The organism is Massilia frigida, assembly GCF_011682175.1.
GTDB lineage: Bacteria > Pseudomonadota > Gammaproteobacteria > Burkholderiales > Burkholderiaceae_D > Telluria_A > Telluria_A frigida.
Window position 1 is genome coordinate 19,587 of sequence record NZ_WHJG01000005.1, and the last position, 14,374, is coordinate 33,960.

At 64.8% G+C, this 14,374-nt stretch carries 16 protein-coding genes; 8 read left to right on the forward strand and 8 right to left on the reverse strand.

Annotated features, from left to right (window positions below; translation table 11 throughout):
• Positions 1-116 precede the first annotated feature (116 nt).
• Complete coding sequence (locus F2P44_RS06685; RefSeq protein WP_167085942.1) at positions 117-1,706, forward strand: mucoidy inhibitor MuiA family protein; 1,590 nt, start codon at positions 117-119, stop codon at positions 1,704-1,706.
• Here F2P44_RS06685 and F2P44_RS06690 read toward each other — a convergent pair.
• Entirely contained in the window at positions 1,690-2,310 is a 621-nt protein-coding gene (locus F2P44_RS06690; protein WP_223165005.1) for a DUF1287 domain-containing protein, read from the reverse strand. The two genes, F2P44_RS06685 and F2P44_RS06690, sit on opposite strands and share 17 nt — an antisense overlap.
• Before the next feature lie 74 nt (positions 2,311-2,384).
• Here F2P44_RS06690 and F2P44_RS06695 point away from each other — a divergent pair, with 74 nt between their 5' ends.
• The 3 genes from F2P44_RS06695 to F2P44_RS06705 all read left to right on the forward strand — a co-directional run bounded on the left by F2P44_RS06695 (position 2,385) and on the right by F2P44_RS06705 (position 5,763).
• A complete protein-coding gene (locus tag F2P44_RS06695; RefSeq protein ID WP_167085943.1) occupies positions 2,385-2,810 on the forward strand; it encodes a PaaI family thioesterase in 426 nt (141 codons plus the stop codon).
• 151 nt (positions 2,811-2,961) lie between these two features.
• Complete coding sequence (locus F2P44_RS06700; RefSeq protein ID WP_167085944.1) at positions 2,962-5,247, forward strand: PAS domain S-box protein; 2,286 nt, start codon at positions 2,962-2,964, stop codon at positions 5,245-5,247.
• A gap of 84 nt (positions 5,248-5,331) precedes the next feature.
• Positions 5,332-5,763, forward strand: a complete 432-nt coding sequence (locus F2P44_RS06705; RefSeq protein WP_167085945.1) for a group I truncated hemoglobin — start codon at positions 5,332-5,334, stop codon at positions 5,761-5,763.
• A 58-nt stretch (positions 5,764-5,821) separates the two neighbouring features.
• Here the strand turns inward: F2P44_RS06705 and F2P44_RS06710 are convergent, their stop codons facing one another.
• Complete coding sequence (locus tag F2P44_RS06710; protein ID WP_167085946.1) at positions 5,822-6,526, reverse strand: anti-sigma factor; 705 nt, start codon at positions 6,524-6,526, stop codon at positions 5,822-5,824.
• Positions 6,523-7,113, reverse strand: coding sequence for a sigma-70 family RNA polymerase sigma factor (locus F2P44_RS06715; protein WP_167085947.1), 591 nt, complete (start codon positions 7,111-7,113; stop codon positions 6,523-6,525). Before F2P44_RS06715 ends, F2P44_RS06710 begins: the two co-directional genes overlap by 4 nt.
• Before the next feature lie 236 nt (positions 7,114-7,349).
• Between F2P44_RS06715 and F2P44_RS06720 the strand changes: the two genes are divergently transcribed.
• Positions 7,350-8,198 carry a DUF3034 family protein gene (locus tag F2P44_RS06720; protein WP_229423435.1) on the forward strand — a complete coding sequence of 283 codons (849 nt, stop codon included), beginning with the start codon at positions 7,350-7,352 and terminating at the stop codon, positions 8,196-8,198.
• A gap of 40 nt (positions 8,199-8,238) precedes the next feature.
• Here F2P44_RS06720 and F2P44_RS06725 read toward each other — a convergent pair whose 3' ends face one another.
• The 5 genes from F2P44_RS06725 to F2P44_RS06745 all read right to left on the reverse strand — a co-directional run bounded on the left by F2P44_RS06725 (position 8,239) and on the right by F2P44_RS06745 (position 11,864).
• Positions 8,239-8,763, reverse strand: coding sequence for a peroxiredoxin family protein (locus F2P44_RS06725; RefSeq protein WP_167085948.1), 525 nt, complete (start codon positions 8,761-8,763; stop codon positions 8,239-8,241).
• Between the two features lie 133 nt (positions 8,764-8,896).
• Entirely contained in the window at positions 8,897-9,538 is a 642-nt protein-coding gene (locus tag F2P44_RS06730; RefSeq protein WP_167085949.1) for a BON domain-containing protein, read from the reverse strand.
• On the reverse strand, positions 9,531-10,127 hold the full coding sequence (locus F2P44_RS06735; protein WP_054265336.1) for a phosphoheptose isomerase: 597 nt from the start codon (positions 10,125-10,127) through the stop codon (positions 9,531-9,533). The genes F2P44_RS06730 and F2P44_RS06735 overlap by 8 nt, the downstream gene beginning before the upstream one ends.
• A 56-nt stretch (positions 10,128-10,183) precedes the next feature.
• Positions 10,184-10,543: a YraN family protein gene (locus tag F2P44_RS06740; protein ID WP_167085950.1), complete on the reverse strand. Its 360-nt coding sequence runs from the start codon at positions 10,541-10,543 to the stop codon at positions 10,184-10,186.
• A 1-nt stretch (position 10,544) separates the two neighbouring features.
• Positions 10,545-11,864 carry a penicillin-binding protein activator gene (locus F2P44_RS06745; protein WP_229423425.1) on the reverse strand — a complete coding sequence of 440 codons (1,320 nt, stop codon included), beginning with the start codon at positions 11,862-11,864 and terminating at the stop codon, positions 10,545-10,547.
• Between the two features lie 12 nt (positions 11,865-11,876).
• Here F2P44_RS06745 and rsmI point away from each other — a divergent pair, with 12 nt between their 5' ends.
• From rsmI to F2P44_RS06760, 3 genes are all read left to right on the forward strand, one after another.
• Complete coding sequence (rsmI, locus tag F2P44_RS06750; RefSeq protein ID WP_167085951.1) at positions 11,877-12,782, forward strand: 16S rRNA (cytidine(1402)-2'-O)-methyltransferase; 906 nt, start codon at positions 11,877-11,879, stop codon at positions 12,780-12,782.
• A gap of 215 nt (positions 12,783-12,997) precedes the next feature.
• Complete coding sequence (locus F2P44_RS06755) at positions 12,998-13,453, forward strand: MarR family winged helix-turn-helix transcriptional regulator (protein ID WP_167085952.1); 456 nt, start codon at positions 12,998-13,000, stop codon at positions 13,451-13,453.
• A gap of 105 nt (positions 13,454-13,558) precedes the next feature.
• Positions 13,559-14,356, forward strand: coding sequence for an alpha/beta fold hydrolase (locus tag F2P44_RS06760; RefSeq protein ID WP_167085953.1), 798 nt, complete (start codon positions 13,559-13,561; stop codon positions 14,354-14,356).
• Positions 14,357-14,374: the final 18 nt, after the last annotated feature.

A 14,374-nucleotide genomic window follows, 5' to 3' on the forward strand; every position in this document is an offset into this window, starting at 1 on the left:
AGTATGTTTATCGATAGCTCATCGGCATGTCTGCATCGGCCGGTTTAACCCTTTTTTCAGCCCCCAACCGTTTCAATACCAAGCGCTCTTCCCCATTCCTGTTTGAAAGGCACACCATGCGTTACCCCGTCCTCGCCGCCCTCGCCTTGCTCAGCCCGGGCATGGCCCTTGCCAATGCGCCGGTCACGGCCGTCACCCTGTATCCCGGCGGCGCCACCGTGGTGCGCACCGCCCAGGTCGCCGCCGGCGCCACCGAGGTCGTCATCGATGGCCTGCCCGCCAGCTTCAACCTGGAAACCGTGCGCGTGCAGGCCGCTGCCGGCATCCGCGTGGTCGACGTGGTCTCGCGCGACGCGGCCGGCAGCGCAGCCGTCAACCCGGCCGAAGCTAAGCTGGCGGCCGATATCGAGCGCCTCAAGGACCAGAAGGCCATGCTCGACGCCGAGGCCAGGTCGGCCGCGATCGTCAAGGGCTACCTGGAGCGCTATAACGGCGGGGTCCCCGATGGCGGCAAGGCCCAGGGGCCGGACAATGGCAAGGCGCTGGCCGGCGTGATCGATACCCTGGGGCGCGGCGCCAGCGAGGCGCTGCTCAAGATCCAGAAGCTGGCCGTGCAGCAGCGCGAGCTGGACAAGAAAATCGCGGCCATGGAGAGCGACCTGGCCGGCCTCAATTCGGACGACAAGAATGTGCGCAGCATCGTGGTGCGCCTGTCCGCCGCCAAGGCCGGCGCCCTGACGGTCAGCTACCAGCGCGACAATGCCGGCTGGAAGCCGGGCTACCGCGCCAGCCTCGACTCGGCCGCGTCGCGGGTCGACCTGGAGCGGCTTGCCACGATTTCCCAAAGCACCGGGGAAGACTGGAGCAACGTCAAGCTGACCCTGTCGACCAGCCAGCCGCGCCTGTCGCCCACGGGGCGCGAACCGCAGCCGTGGCTGCTGGGCTACCATCCGCCGCAAGCGCCCGCGGGCATGATGGCCTACGCGCCGGCACCGGCGCCGGTGATGGCAATGGAAAGGACGCAAAAGGTGACGGTCACCGGCAGCTCCATCAAGCGCGACAACGAGGAGGTCAGCGAGATGCAGGGCGTGTTCGCCACCGAATTCGAGGTGCCGGGCCGGGTCAACCTGGCCGCCGACGGGCGCTCCACCTCGGTGGTGCTGTCGACCCTGGCGCTGCCGGTCACCCAGCACCTGCGCGTGACGCCGCGCCTTGAAAAATTCGCCATCGTCATGGCCGAAGCGGCTCGTCCGGAAGGCGTGTGGCCGGCCGGCACCATGCAACTGTTCCGCGATGGCGGCTACATCGGCGCCACCCGGTGGAGCCTGCAGGATGGCGAGCGCGCCCTGTTCTCGTTCGGGCGCGACGACCTGGTCAAGGTCACGCTCGATCCGGTCGCCGGCAAGACCGGCAGCAAGGGCATCTTTGGCGGGCGCGCCAGCAGCGTGCGCGCCGATGTGTTCACCCTGGTCAACCGCCACAAGACGCCGGTCGAGCTGATGGTGTTCGATTCCTCGCCCGTCAGCACGGCCGAGGAAGTCAAGGTCGAGGCGGTGTTCGATCCGAAACCGTTCACCGATACCTGGGAACAGCGGCGCGGTGTGGTCGCCTGGAAAAAGACCCTCGCGGCGGGCGCCACCGCCAAATTCCAGGTCGAGTACCGGATCGACTATCCGAAGGAAGGCTCGGTCAGCGGCTTGCGCTGAGCGCCGGCTGGTGCGCCGGATGCCAGCGGTAGTGCCCGGTGAGCGGCCAGGCGAACAGGCGGTCCTCGACCTGGGTGCCGTTGCCGATATTGTGGATCACCAGTGGCACACCGCCACCGCCGCGCTGGGCGGCGACGATGCCGATGTGCGGCAGGTTGCCCGGCAGCATCCAGGTCACGATATCGCCGGCCTGGTAGGCGGCGCCATCGCGCGAGGGCGTCATGGCCTTGCCGTGGCGCTTGAAATAGGTGGCCAGGTTGGGTACGCGGCGGTGGTCGATATTCGGATCGGGGCGCTTGAGCTGCCACAGGTGCGGATAGGCATCCCAGGCTTTCTTCATATCGTTGTGCACCAGTTCCTGCAAGTCCGCGCCGACCTTGCGGTAGGCGCGGATCACCACGTCGGTGCACACGCCACGCTCAAGCGGCACGTCGCCGCCGGGAAAGGCGATGCGCTCGTAGCGCGCGTCGTAGCGGGTCGTCACGCCGACCTGCGCGCGCGCCGCGTCCACCAGGCGCGCCGGGGTGGCGTTTTGCGCCGCTGCCGGCAGCGGCATGGCCATCAGCCCGGGCAGGCACATTAGTGTTAAAACAAGTTTTTTCAAGATCGGACCTCTGGTAACCGGGCAGGGAATAAAAACGTACAATCGTGCTTATTTCAATCACGAACGGAAACACCATGAGCACGCAGCAGCAGTTTACCCCTGAATCGATGAACAGTTTCGGCGCCGGCACGCTGCCCGGCTACATGGGCGTGGAAATCACCCGTGTCGGCGGCGGCGAAGTGGCGGCGCGCCTGGAGATCAAGCCGCACTTGCTCGCGCCCAACGGCTTCCTGCACGCCGGCACCGTCATCACCCTGGCCGACACGGCCGCCGGCTACGCCTGCGTGGCCAACTTGCCGGAAGGGGCGAACAGCTTCACCACCATCGAAATCAAGTCGAACCACCTGGGCACCGCGCGCGACGGGGCGATTGCCTGCGTGGCCAAGGCGGTCCACCTCGGCAAAACCACCCAGGTGTGGGATGTGGTGGTCACCAATGAAGCGAACGGCAAGACCATCGCCCTGTTCCGCTGCACCCAGATGATTTTGTATCCGAAATAAGGGTGGCCTGCCGGTACATGGTTGCTAACTGGAAGTATCAACTCTGATAGCGTCCATTTGACAATTTTCCGGAAAAGCGCATCATGGCCGGACGCTACGCCGTCTGTTCCGACCTGTCCCGGCGTTATTGTCCACAGCCGGAGAATGCCGGATGACCATCGACTTCGATCAGCTCATACTTGCCGAAGCCCCTGGAGGGGTGATCGTCACCACGCCGGGCCACACCGTGCTGCGCTGGACCAATGGCGCCGAACGTATCTTCGGCTATACCAGCGAGGAAGCCGTGGGGCGCGACCTGCGCGAGCTGATCGCGCTGCCGGGCAAGCGGGAGCTGGACCTGGAAGCGGCGCGCCAGCTGGAGCAGCACGGCGCCTTCGATTACGAAACGCTGCGCCGCCGCAAGGATGGCGCGCTGATTTACGTCGACTCGAACAATAAGGTGATTTACGACGAGCACGGCAAGATTGCCTACATCGTCTCCAGCAAGCGCGGCATGACGCAGTCGAAAGCCAAGCGCGACACGCTGCTGATCGAAGCGAAATTCCGCGACCTGCTCGAATCGACCCCGGACAGCATTATCATGGCCAACCCGACCGGCACCATCGTGCTGGCCAACGCCCAGGCCGAGCGCATGTTCGGCTATGAGCGCGGCGAACTGAACGGCAAGCTGATCGAAGTGCTGCTGCCGGCCCGCTTCCAGCACGGCCACGTGGCCCACCGCTCGCACTACTTCGAGCAGTCGCGCACGCGCACCATGGGCGCCGGGCTGGAGCTGTACGGGGTGCGCAAGGACGAGGTCGAGTTTCCGGTCGAAATCAGCCTGTCGCCGATCAGCACCGACGCCGGCGCCTTCGTCATCAGCGCGATCCGCAATGTGAGCGAGCGCAAGAAGGCCGAACAGAAATTCCGCGGCTTGCTCGAATCGGCGCCGGACGCCATCGTCATCGTCAACCGCGACGGCGAAATCGTGCTGGTCAATTCCCAGACCGAAAAGCTGTTCGGTTATCCGCGCAGCGAACTGCTCGGCAAGAAGGTCGAGATCCTGATCCCGCAGCGCTTTGCCGAACAGCATCCGCATTTCCGCACCAGCTTTTCGGCCGGCCCGCGCCCGCGTTCGATGGGTGCAGGACTCGAACTGTACGGCTTGCGCCGCGACGGTACCGAGTTTCCGGTCGAAATCAGCCTGTCGCCGCTGGAAACCGAAGACGGGGTCCTGGTCTCGTCGGCGATCCGCGACATCACCGACCGCAAGCGCATCGAGCGCGCCCTCAACGAAAAAAAGGTCGAGCTCGAACGTGCCAACCAGGCCAAGGACTTGTTCCTGACCAGCATGTCGCACGAACTGCGTACGCCGCTCAACGCCATTCTCGGCTTCACCCAGTTGCTGGCCAACGAGACGCTGCCCTCGACCGAACAGCAAAAGCGCAATTTCGTGCGCAACATCCTGACCGCCGGCCAGCACCTGCTGACCTTGATTAACGAAATCCTCGACCTGGCCAAGATCGAATCGGGCACCCTGAGCGTATCGCTGGAAGCGGTGGTCCTGGCCGACCTGCTCGACGAAGTGCAGGCCATGGTCGGCGACAGCGCCGCCCAGCGCGGCATCCGCATGGTGTTTCCCAAGCCGGAAGCGCTGGTGGTGGTAGCCGACCGCACGCGGCTCAAGCAGATCCTGCTGAACCTGCTGTCGAACGCGATCAAGTACAACCGCGAGGATGGCGTGGTGGTGATCAACGCCAACCCGGCCGGCGCGGCGCGGGTGCGCATTTCGGTGCAGGATACCGGCAAGGGCTTGCGTCAGGACCAGCTGGCCGCCCTGTTCCAGCCGTTCAACCGGCTCGGCCAGGAAGGGGGCAACGAAGAAGGCACCGGCATCGGGCTGGTGGTGACCAAGCGGCTGGTCGAACTGATGGGCGGTAGCATGGGCGTGTCGAGCACGACCGGCATCGGCAGCGTGTTCTGGATCGAGCTCGAGATAAGCGCCAACTCCCAGCTCAGCCAGGGCGCGGCGGCGGCCGCGCTGCGCCCGCCGCCGCCGGCGCCGTCAGGCAACGCGGCGCTGGCGACCTTGCTGTATGTGGAAGACAATCCCGCCAACCTCTTGCTGGTGGAAGAAATCGTCAGCTTCCGCCCCGACCTGACGCTCATTTCCGCGCCCAGCGCGGAGCTCGGCATTGCGCTGGCGCAGAGCTATCTGCCGCAAGTCATCCTGATGGACATCAACCTGCCCGGCATGGATGGGCACGAGGCGCAGCGCCAGCTGCGCGCCAACCCGCGCACCGCGCACATTCCCGTCATTGCGCTCAGTGCGAATGCGATGGAGCGCGACGTCAAGCGCAGCATCGCCGCCGGCTTTTTCGCCTATCTGACCAAGCCGATCGATCTCGATGCCTTCACCGCCGCGGTGGACCGGGCGCTGGCGCGTGGCCCCGGCTAAGGATGCGGTTTTGCGGCACACCGGTTGCGGCGGGCGCGATTGCTTGTCAGGTTCGATACTCTTTCAACCATGTCCGGAGAACGAATGAAAACGCTGACTGAGCTTGTTTGCATCGGCACGCTGGCGCTGGCCACCGGCTGCGCGCACGGCCCCGCCACCGAAGACAGCACTTACCAGGGGCTGGGCGGCCAGAGCGGGATCAGGAAGATCGTGGACACCCTCGTACCGATGATCACGGCCGATGCGCGCATCAAGGAATCGTTCAAGGATAGCGACCTGAAGAACCTGGCGATGCGGCTGCAAGAACAGTTCTGCGAACTGGCCGGCGGACCGTGCAAGTACAAGGGCAAGGACATGAAGGATATCCACGACGGCCTGAACATCACCAACGCCCAGTTCAACGCGCTGGCCGAGCACTTGCAGGCGGCCATGGACAAGCACGGCATCGCGCCGGCCGTGCAGAACAAGCTGGTGGCCCGGCTGGCGCCGATGCAGAAGGAAATCGTGACGAAGTAGGCCTGCGCTCGACCCCGCTGCGGGGACGAGCTTGCCGATGCAGTGGCGTGGCGCGCGCTTACAGCCTGACCCAGTTCCCCTTGTACACGATCGGCCCGGTCGGTCCGTTCGGGTCCGGCGAGCCGCCCTTCGGCTCCAGGGTCACCGCCAGCACCGCCACATCATCGCTGATCGCATTATCCGGCAAGGCAAACTTGCCCTTGTTGTCGGCCAATACCCCCAGCGAGCGCGGCTTGCCCGACTTCGGCACTGCCCACAGATGCAAGCTCTTGTCGGGGGCGACCTGGTCGCCGCCCACCACCCGCGCCTCGAGCGCGCGGTGCTTGCGGTCGGCGGTGAGCACCATGACGGTCAGTGCCTTGTCGTCGCTCAGCGTGGCCACGTAGCTAATCACCGGCGCATCGAGCGGACGGTTGGTCAGCACCAGCACCAGCAGCAAGGCCGCCATCGCGGTCGAGACCATGCCGAGGCTGCGCCAGAACGCCAGGTTGTCATTGAGCCAGAAGCGCCAGCCGGCGGCCGCGCCCGGCTTGAGGTTCAGGCGCCGTTCGATGCCGCTCCACACGCTTTTCGGCGGTGTCACGTCGCCGGCGAATTCGGCCATGGGCGCCAGGCGCTGTTGCCACTGCGCGGTGATGTTGCGCAGGTCGGCATCCTGGTGCAGCCAGCCCTCGAAACGGCGGCGCGCGCCGCCCTTGAGCGTGCCCAGCACGTATTCCGCCGCCAGTTTCTGGCGCAGGACCATGTTATGTCGGATATTCATGCTTGCTCCCGTTGCGCGAGGCAGGTGCGCAGTTTTTCGAGGCTGCGCCTGATCCAGGTTTTCACGGTTCCGACTGGTAGCTTCATCTGCTCGGCCACTTCGCTGTGCGACAGGTCGTGGAAATAGGCCAGCGCAAGCACCTGGCGATGCATCCCTTCCAGCGCGGACATGCACCACGCCAGCGCTTTCGCATCGCCACTCATTTGCAAGGCCTCGATCGGCGTCGCTTGCGGATCCTGTAGAGCATGCATGACTTCACTATCAAACTGTTCCGCATCGATTTCAAGCGCGGCGTCGCTGCGCCTGAGATGGTCGAACGCCTTGTTCCGGACAATGGTGGCCATCCAGGTCATCGGTGCTGCCAGATGGCTCTGGTAGTTGGCGGCATTGTTCCAGATCGCGACATAGCTCTCTTGTAACACCTCTTCGGCGAGCTCGCGCTTGTGCAATATACGCAGCGCGAAGCCAAACAGTTTCGGAGAAGTTGCATCGTAGAGAGAACGGAAGGCGCGGGCATCGCGCTTGCCGGCTGCCAGGAGCCAGATTCTCAGTTGCTGCGGGTCGAGCGGGTTGACGTCGGTGGACACAGCGCGCCTTGCAAGTGGGTTCGGGTGGCCGCGGCGTGGCGCGGAGGGCTTGGTGAGGTTATCGCGAAGGCCTATCGGAATACAACAAACTTATTTGCAAATGACCGCAAAATAGTTGAATCCAATCGGGCGCTGCTTGCGTACGCAGTATCGTGGAGACGGCTTACTTCGTTCAGCGTATTCAAGGAGAGCGTATGCACAGGGCGCGTTTGGGTGGGTTGTTCTTGGTGGCAAGTATGGCGGCGGGTGGGGCGCAGGGACAGGGCCGGCCCGATATGGGCAAGCTGAGCGCGACGGGCGGCGTCAGCCAGCTTGAAGGGGCGGGCGGCGGCGGCCTCTCCCCGTGGGCCCTGATCACTGGCTACGGCAGCCGCGACAGCTGGGGCGCGAACGCGCACTACAGCGGCGTGCGCACCCAGGATTACACGCTCGACACGGCCGGGATGGCCGTCGGGCTGGCCGACCGGGTCGAACTGTCGCTGGCGCGGCAGCACTTCAAGGGCAGCCTGGCGCCGCTCGACCGGCTCAGCATCAAGCAGGATATCCTGGGGGTGAAAGTGAAACTGGCGGGCGACGCCGTCTACGGGCAGGATGTGTTGCTGCCGCAAATCGCCGTCGGCGCGCTGTACAAGCGCAACAAGGGCGTGGGCGGGCTGGGGGCGCTGGGCGTAAGCAATGTGACGCAGCTGGGCGCGAAGGATGACAGCGGCACCGATGTGTACCTGGCCGCGAGCAAGGTGTTGCTGGCGCAGAGCCTGCTGCTCAACGCGACCGTGCGCGCCACCAAGGCTAATCAGATGGGCTTGCTGGGTTTTGGCGGCGACCAGGGCGATTCCTACAAGGCGATGCTGGAAGTGTCGGCCGCCTACATGGTGGACCGCCAGATGGTGGCCGGCGTGGAATACCGGCGCAAGCCGCACAACCTGGGGGTGGACAAGGAAAAGGCGTATTACGACGTGTTCGTGGCCTGGTTCCCGAGCAAGCATGTGTCGGTGACGGCGGCGTATGCGGTGCTGGGGGAGATTACGGTGTTCAATCCGAAGCGCCAGCGCGGCGCGTATTTGTCGGTGCAGACGGGGTTTTGAGGGTAACGCTACCTCAGGCAGTCGTCGAATCCGATGCCAATCAGGCTTTACCCGCAATCGTCTCTTGCAGCAGCTTGTGCAGCGCCGGGAAATCCGGTTCGCCCACATAGCGCTTGATGATCTTGCCTTCTTTATTGATGACAAAGGTGGTTGGCGTCAGCGTGACGTCGCCGAAGGCCTTGGCCAGATCGCCGCTGCTGTCGAGCGCCACCGTGAACGGCAGCTGGCGCGTCTCGGTGAAATTAAGCACGTAGTTGGGCGCGTCATACTTCATCGCCACGGCGATGAACTCCATGCCCTCGCCCTTGAACTTGTTGTAGGTGTCGACCATCTGCGGCATTTCCTTGACGCAGGTTGCGCACGAGGTAGCCCAGAAATTGACCATGAACACCTTGCCGCGCAAGCTTTGCGAGCTGATCTTTTGGCCCTTGATGTCGAGGAAGGTCACGTCCGGCGCCATGCCGCGCGTCAGCGCGACATAGCCGGCGGCGGCAATGGCCAGCACAGCCGCGCCGATAAGCGCCGGTTTGAGCCAGGAGGAACGGGACGGGGTCTGGGTGGACATGACTGTGGGTGCTGGAATAGTACGGAAAGTCATTATAGCCGCGCTGTCGAAACGCTGCCCGCAAGGCGGCCCGGGCGGTGCTCGGCGCCCCGGCTGGCACCCCGGCTGGGCGCCCCCGCCGAAGTACTTACAACTACAACTGGACCGACGTCGAACGTGGCGAAATCGCCTTGAGTTCGTCTTCGCTGATGTATTCCAGTACTTTGACCACTTTCTTCACGCCCGCCACGCCGCGCGCCACGTCGGCGCCGACCTGGCCTTCGCGCTGGGTCACGCGGCCCATCAGGAACACGGTAGTGTTCTCGGTGATGACCTTGAACGAAGTGGCCGAAATGGTTTTCATGTCCACCAGGCTAGCCTTGACCTTGGTGGTGATCAGCGCATCGTTCGAACGCGAGGTGTAGGTGGCGGGCGAACCGACTTCCAGTTCGTTAATCACCATCATCACGCCATCGACGCTGGCCACTTCGCGCTCGACCGCCGCCTTCATGGCCTCGTCGCGCACTTCGCCGGTCAGCAGCACCTTGCGGTTGAAGCTGTTGACATTGATGTGCACATCTTCGCCGGTGATTTTCGGCAAGCGCATTTCCGCCTTGAGCGAAATCGACTTGTCGTCGGCCTGGGCGCCGAGCGTGCGGCGGTCGGCCGTGGCCACGGCGCCGGCCACGGCGCCGCCCACGAACAGGCCGATGCAGCCTTGCAGGCTGCCGAGCAAGGCGACGCACACGGCCGCCTTGGCCAGCGGGCGCAGTATGCGCAGACTGGAATCATTCATTCACATCTCCTCCGAACAGGGCGACATCGATGCCGTCGCAAATACAGTGAATCGTCACCAGATGGACTTCCTGGATGCGCGCGGTGCGCGCGTGCGGTACGCAGATATGCACGTCGGCATCGGTGAGCATCTTGCCGAGCGCGCCGCCATCCTTGCCGGTCAGCGCCACGATGCGCATTTCGCGCTCCAGCGCCGCTTCGACCGCGGCGATCACGTTGGCCGAGTTGCCCGACGTGGAAATGGCCAGCAGCACGTCGCCGGCCTGGCCGAAGGCTTGCACCTGCTTCGAGAAAATCTCGCGGTAGCTGTAATCGTTGCCCACCGCCGTCATGATCGAGGTATCGGTGGTCAGCGCCAGCGCCGGCAGCGGAAAGCGCTCGCGCTCGAAGCGGCCCACCAGCTCGGCCGCGAAGTGCTGGCAGTCGGCAGCCGAACCGCCATTGCCGCAGGCAAGAATCTTGTTTCCATTCGACAAAGCGAAGAACATCAGTTCGATCGCCTGCGAGATAGGTTGGGCCAGGGCAGAAGCCGCCTGAATCTTGAGTTCGGCGCTTTCGTGGAAGTGGGCGAGGATGCGTTGAGTATTCATAGTGGGGGATTATAGTGCAGCGGCCGGAGAACCCGGCCAGGTACGATTAAAATTGCTTACAACTGGATGGCGTTGCGCAGCCAGTCCATCTGTTCGCCATCGATGGCCACCACGTCGAAGCGGCATGGCGGCAGCTGCGCAAAGCGCAGCAAATAGGTCTGGGCCGCGCGCACCATGCGGGCGACCTTGGCGGCGGTGATGCTGGCGGCCGCGCCGCCGTGGCTGGCGTTGGCGCGCTGGCGCACTTCGACGAACACCAGCGCCTCGCCGTCGCGCAGGATCAGGTCGATTTCGCCGCCCCGGCAACGGTAGTTCGCTTCCACCAGCCGCAAACCCTGGCGCTGAAGATACGCGAGTGCGCTCTGTTCCCACAGCTGGCCCTGGCGCTGCTTGCCGCTGAGCCGGGCCGGCCACATATCAGTTCACGCCGTCGGCCGGCTTGAAGCTGCCGCCCTGGTAGACCGCGGTCGGCTGGATCCGCTCGAAGCGCGCCGGACCGTTGCCGAAGCTGACCGACAGCCGTCCCGTCACCCCATCCATGCTGAACGACGCGCCCGGGCGCAGGGTGATTTCGCGCGCCACGCGGAAGGCATCGATGCCCAGCGCATACAGGCGGTCGAGGTCGAGCGTGCGGCGGCTGGCGTTCCAGCGCGGATACACCATCACGGCCGGATGGTCGGGCTGCACTTCCCACGGCAGGTCGAGCAGGCGCACGCCGTCCAGTTCGGCCAGCGCGGTGCCCGGCTCCGTGCCCGGATTGACCGACGAGGTGCCGTAGGCCGGCACGTTGCTGCCGAGCGAGGCGCGCACCTGGCGCAGCTGGTCGGCGTCGAGCGCGGTAAACAGCAGCGTCGGCAGGTCGGCATCGACCCGGCTTTTCAGCTGGGAAATGCCCGATTCGCTCAGATAGCCGTTCGAGGCCGCCAGTTCCACCGTCTGCGACTGGTTGCCCAGTTGCTTCCACTGGGCCGCGAAGGCGCTGGCGATGCGGCGCTGCCAGGCATTCGCGCCCGACACGACCAGGGCGCGCGCGCCCGGATGCTCGCTGGCGGCCCACTGCGCCACCTGGCGCGCCTCGTCTTCGATCGACAGGCCCATGACCAGCATATTATGCGGCAGGGCCGCGTGGGTGGCGCGACCTTCCGGATGATTCAGGGCGAGGGTCGGCTTGCTGACCGCCACGCCGGCGGCAGCGATCGCACTCACCGCCGAGCGCGCCAAAGGGCCGACCACGACATCGTTCTGCGCCAGCGCCTCGGTGTAGGCGGCCAGCACTTCCTGGGCGCTGTCGCCGGTTTCGATCAGGTTGACCACGAAACCGCTGCGGTCGCGTTCGTAGGCGGCCATGAAACCGGCGCGCAAGGCGCCCGCCGGCGGACCGAGCGCGTCGGAGCGGGTCGGCAGCAGCAGGCCGATGCGGGTGGCGGACTTGGGGTCGGGAGCGGCGGCGGCAGGCACGGCGGTAGGCACGGCGGTAGGCACGGCGGTAGGCAGGTCCGCCGCGCGCGGGTGGGCCGCCACAGCGCCGGGAGGCGCGTCGACCGGCATGGTCTCGACCTCGGCTTCCGGCACGACCGGCTCCTGGACCTCGGGCGCGCGCGGCTGCGCCGGTGCGACACTTGTGTTTGGCTCGATAGGCGCGCACAATCCCCCCGGCCTGTCGCAGGGCGTGCTGCAGGCACTCAGCATCGCGAGCGCACCAGCGGCGAACAAGCCCATCAGACTTTTAATCAGCATTACCACTCCCACATGACAGAATTCCAGACCAGTCCGATCGCCCAGCTTCCCGTCATTGGCGAGGCGGCGCATCAGTCCTATCCTACAGCAACCCTGTATATCGTGGCTACTCCCATCGGCAACGTCACCGACATCAGCGTGCGCGCTTTGCACGTGCTGTCGCTGGTCGACGCGGTCGCCTGCGAGGACACCCGCAACACCGGCAACCTGCTGACCCGCTTCGGCCTGTCGCGCCCGATGATCGCCGCGCACCAGCACAACGAACGCGAAGTGGCCGACAAGCTGATCGCGCGCTTGCAGGCCGGCGAGCGCATCGCGCTGGTGTCGGACGCCGGCACGCCGGGCGTGTCGGACCCGGGCGCGCGCATCGTCGACGCGGTGCGCAGCGCCGGCTTGCGCGTGGTACCGGTACCGGGCGCCTCGGCGGCGGTGACGGCGCTCTCGGCCAGCGGCCTGGTCAACGACCAGTTCTATTTTGTGGGTTTCTTGCCGGCCAAGGCCAAACAGCGCGAAACCGCCCTGCAAAAGCTGCTGACCGTGAGCGCGACCATGGTGTTCTACGAAGCGCCGCACCGCATCCTGGACTGCGTCGAAGCGTTGACCGGCGTATTCGAGCCGGCCCGCCAGGTGGTGTTCGCGCGCGAGCTGACCAAGCTGTTTGAAGAAATCCACCGTTGCCCCTTGTCGGAGGCGCTGGCCTGGGTCAAGGCCGACGCGCACCGCGAAAAGGGCGAGTACGTGGTGCTGCTCGAAGGCGCCCAAGCCGAGGGCGATGCGGAAGATGCCGAGGCCGAGCGCATTCTCAACATCTTGCTGGCCGAATGTTCGGTCAAGCAGGCCGCCAACCTGACGGCGCAAATTACCGGGCGCAAGAAGAATGCGCTGTACGACCGGGCGCTCGAAATCAAGGGCGGGTAAGACTGATCTGGATCAATCGCACTTTCGCGTCGCCGCCGTGGTCCAAGTGGAACGCGGGCTGCTTCGAGCCATCCGCCGTGCAAGTCGTATCGGGGGACTATGCCCGGCGGCTGGCGCGGGGCAGCGCGCGTGCCGGCCGCCGACCAGAGTGCGGCAAATAAAACAATTTTATAAATAGCTTGCTATTTGATAGTTCGCTACTTATACTTCTTCACATGGACGACAAACAAACACCGAATAACGACGTTCCCCAGCTCGATGGCCAGTTGTGCTTCTCGCTGTACTCCACTTCCCTGGCGATGAGCAAGCTGTACCGCAAGTTGCTGCGCAAGCTTGGGCTGACCTACTCGCAGTACCTGGTGTTGATGGTGCTGTGGGAACAGAACGGGTTGACGGTGTCGGAGATTGGCGAGCGCCTGTTCCTGGACTCGGCAACCCTGACTCCCCTGCTCAAGCGGATGGAACAGGCTGAACTGCTGACCCGCATCCGCGCCGCCAGCGATGAACGCCAGGTCATCATCTCGCTGACCGAAGCAGGCAGCCTTCTGCGGGAAGAAGCGAAGAAGTTTCCGTCGCAACTGTTGTGTGCCGTTGCTTGTGAGCTGGACCAGGTCGTCAGCATCAAGCAGCAGCTCGACGTACTGCGCAGTAATCTGAACAAGAACACCTAGCACCTGACAAGCCAGGGCGGACAGTCATCGCCTGCCCCGGTCGAATCAAAATATAGTGCGCTATATAATTGTGAACTAACTTTAATCTCTTAAAAGGAAACCACCATGAAAGCCATCCACACCATCGCCCTCGCCCTGTCGATCAGCGCCGCCGCAGCAGCAGCCCCGGCACTGGCCGCGCCCGCGTCGGTCGCCACCGTCAAGCCGACCGTCATCCTGGTGCACGGCGCCTTTGCCGACGCCGGCAGCTGGAACGGCGTGGCCGCCAAGCTGCGCGCCGATGGCTACAGCGTGATCGGCGCGGCCAACCCGCTGCGCAGCGTCAAGGGCGATGCCGCCGTGGTCTCAAGCATCGTCAAGAGCGTCAAGGGTCCGGTGGTGCTGGTCGGTCACTCCTACGGCGGCGCCGTGATCTCGACCGCCGCCAACGGCAACCCGAACGTGAAAAGCCTGGTCTATGTAGCGGCTTTCGCTCCGGACCAGGGTGAAACGGCACTCGAACTGTCCGGGCGCTTTCCTGGCGGGACCCTGGGCCAGGCGCTGGCCGAACCGGTCGCCATCGCCGGCGGCGGCAAGGACTTCTACATCCAGCAAGACAAGTTCCACCAGCAGTTCGCCGCCGATGTACCGAAAGCCGATGCCCAGCTGATGGCTATAGCCCAGCGTCCGATCGCCGAAGCCGCGCTGACCGAAGCGTCCGGCGCCCCGGCCTGGAAAAACCTGCCGTCGTACTTCATCTACGGCACCGGCGACAAGAACATCCCGGCCGCCGCCCTGGGCTTCATGGCGGAACGCGCCAAATCGCGCAAGACCGTTGAAATCAAGGGCGCCTCGCACGTCGTGATGACCTCGAACCCGGCTGCCGTCGCCCGCCTGATCGAAGACGCCGCACAAACCAAATAAGCCGATGCAATATATAGC

Excerpts from the sequence above, each read along its gene's own strand:
- F2P44_RS06705 (WP_167085945.1), top strand. The coding sequence starts at position 5,332 with ATGAAAACGCTGACTGAGCTTGTTTGCATCGGCACGCTGGCGCTGGCC.
- F2P44_RS06745 (WP_229423425.1), bottom strand. The coding sequence starts at position 11,864 with ATGCTGATTAAAAGTCTGATGGGCTTGTTCGCCGCTGGTGCGCTCGCG.
- F2P44_RS06710 (WP_167085946.1), bottom strand. The coding sequence starts at position 6,526 with ATGAATATCCGACATAACATGGTCCTGCGCCAGAAACTGGCGGCGGAA.
- F2P44_RS06740 (WP_167085950.1), bottom strand. The coding sequence starts at position 10,543 with ATGTGGCCGGCCCGGCTCAGCGGCAAGCAGCGCCAGGGCCAGCTGTGG.
- F2P44_RS06760 (WP_167085953.1), top strand. The coding sequence starts at position 13,559 with ATGAAAGCCATCCACACCATCGCCCTCGCCCTGTCGATCAGCGCCGCC.
- F2P44_RS06735 (WP_054265336.1), bottom strand. The coding sequence starts at position 10,127 with ATGAATACTCAACGCATCCTCGCCCACTTCCACGAAAGCGCCGAACTC.
- F2P44_RS06695 (WP_167085943.1), top strand. The coding sequence starts at position 2,385 with ATGAGCACGCAGCAGCAGTTTACCCCTGAATCGATGAACAGTTTCGGC.
- F2P44_RS06685 (WP_167085942.1), top strand. The coding sequence starts at position 117 with ATGCGTTACCCCGTCCTCGCCGCCCTCGCCTTGCTCAGCCCGGGCATG.
- F2P44_RS06730 (WP_167085949.1), bottom strand. The coding sequence starts at position 9,538 with ATGAATGATTCCAGTCTGCGCATACTGCGCCCGCTGGCCAAGGCGGCC.
- F2P44_RS06700 (WP_167085944.1), top strand. The coding sequence starts at position 2,962 with ATGACCATCGACTTCGATCAGCTCATACTTGCCGAAGCCCCTGGAGGG.
- F2P44_RS06720 (WP_229423435.1), top strand. The coding sequence starts at position 7,350 with ATGGCGGCGGGTGGGGCGCAGGGACAGGGCCGGCCCGATATGGGCAAG.
- F2P44_RS06755 (WP_167085952.1), top strand. The coding sequence starts at position 12,998 with ATGGACGACAAACAAACACCGAATAACGACGTTCCCCAGCTCGATGGC.
- F2P44_RS06725 (WP_167085948.1), bottom strand. The coding sequence starts at position 8,763 with ATGTCCACCCAGACCCCGTCCCGTTCCTCCTGGCTCAAACCGGCGCTT.
- rsmI (WP_167085951.1), top strand. The coding sequence starts at position 11,877 with ATGACAGAATTCCAGACCAGTCCGATCGCCCAGCTTCCCGTCATTGGC.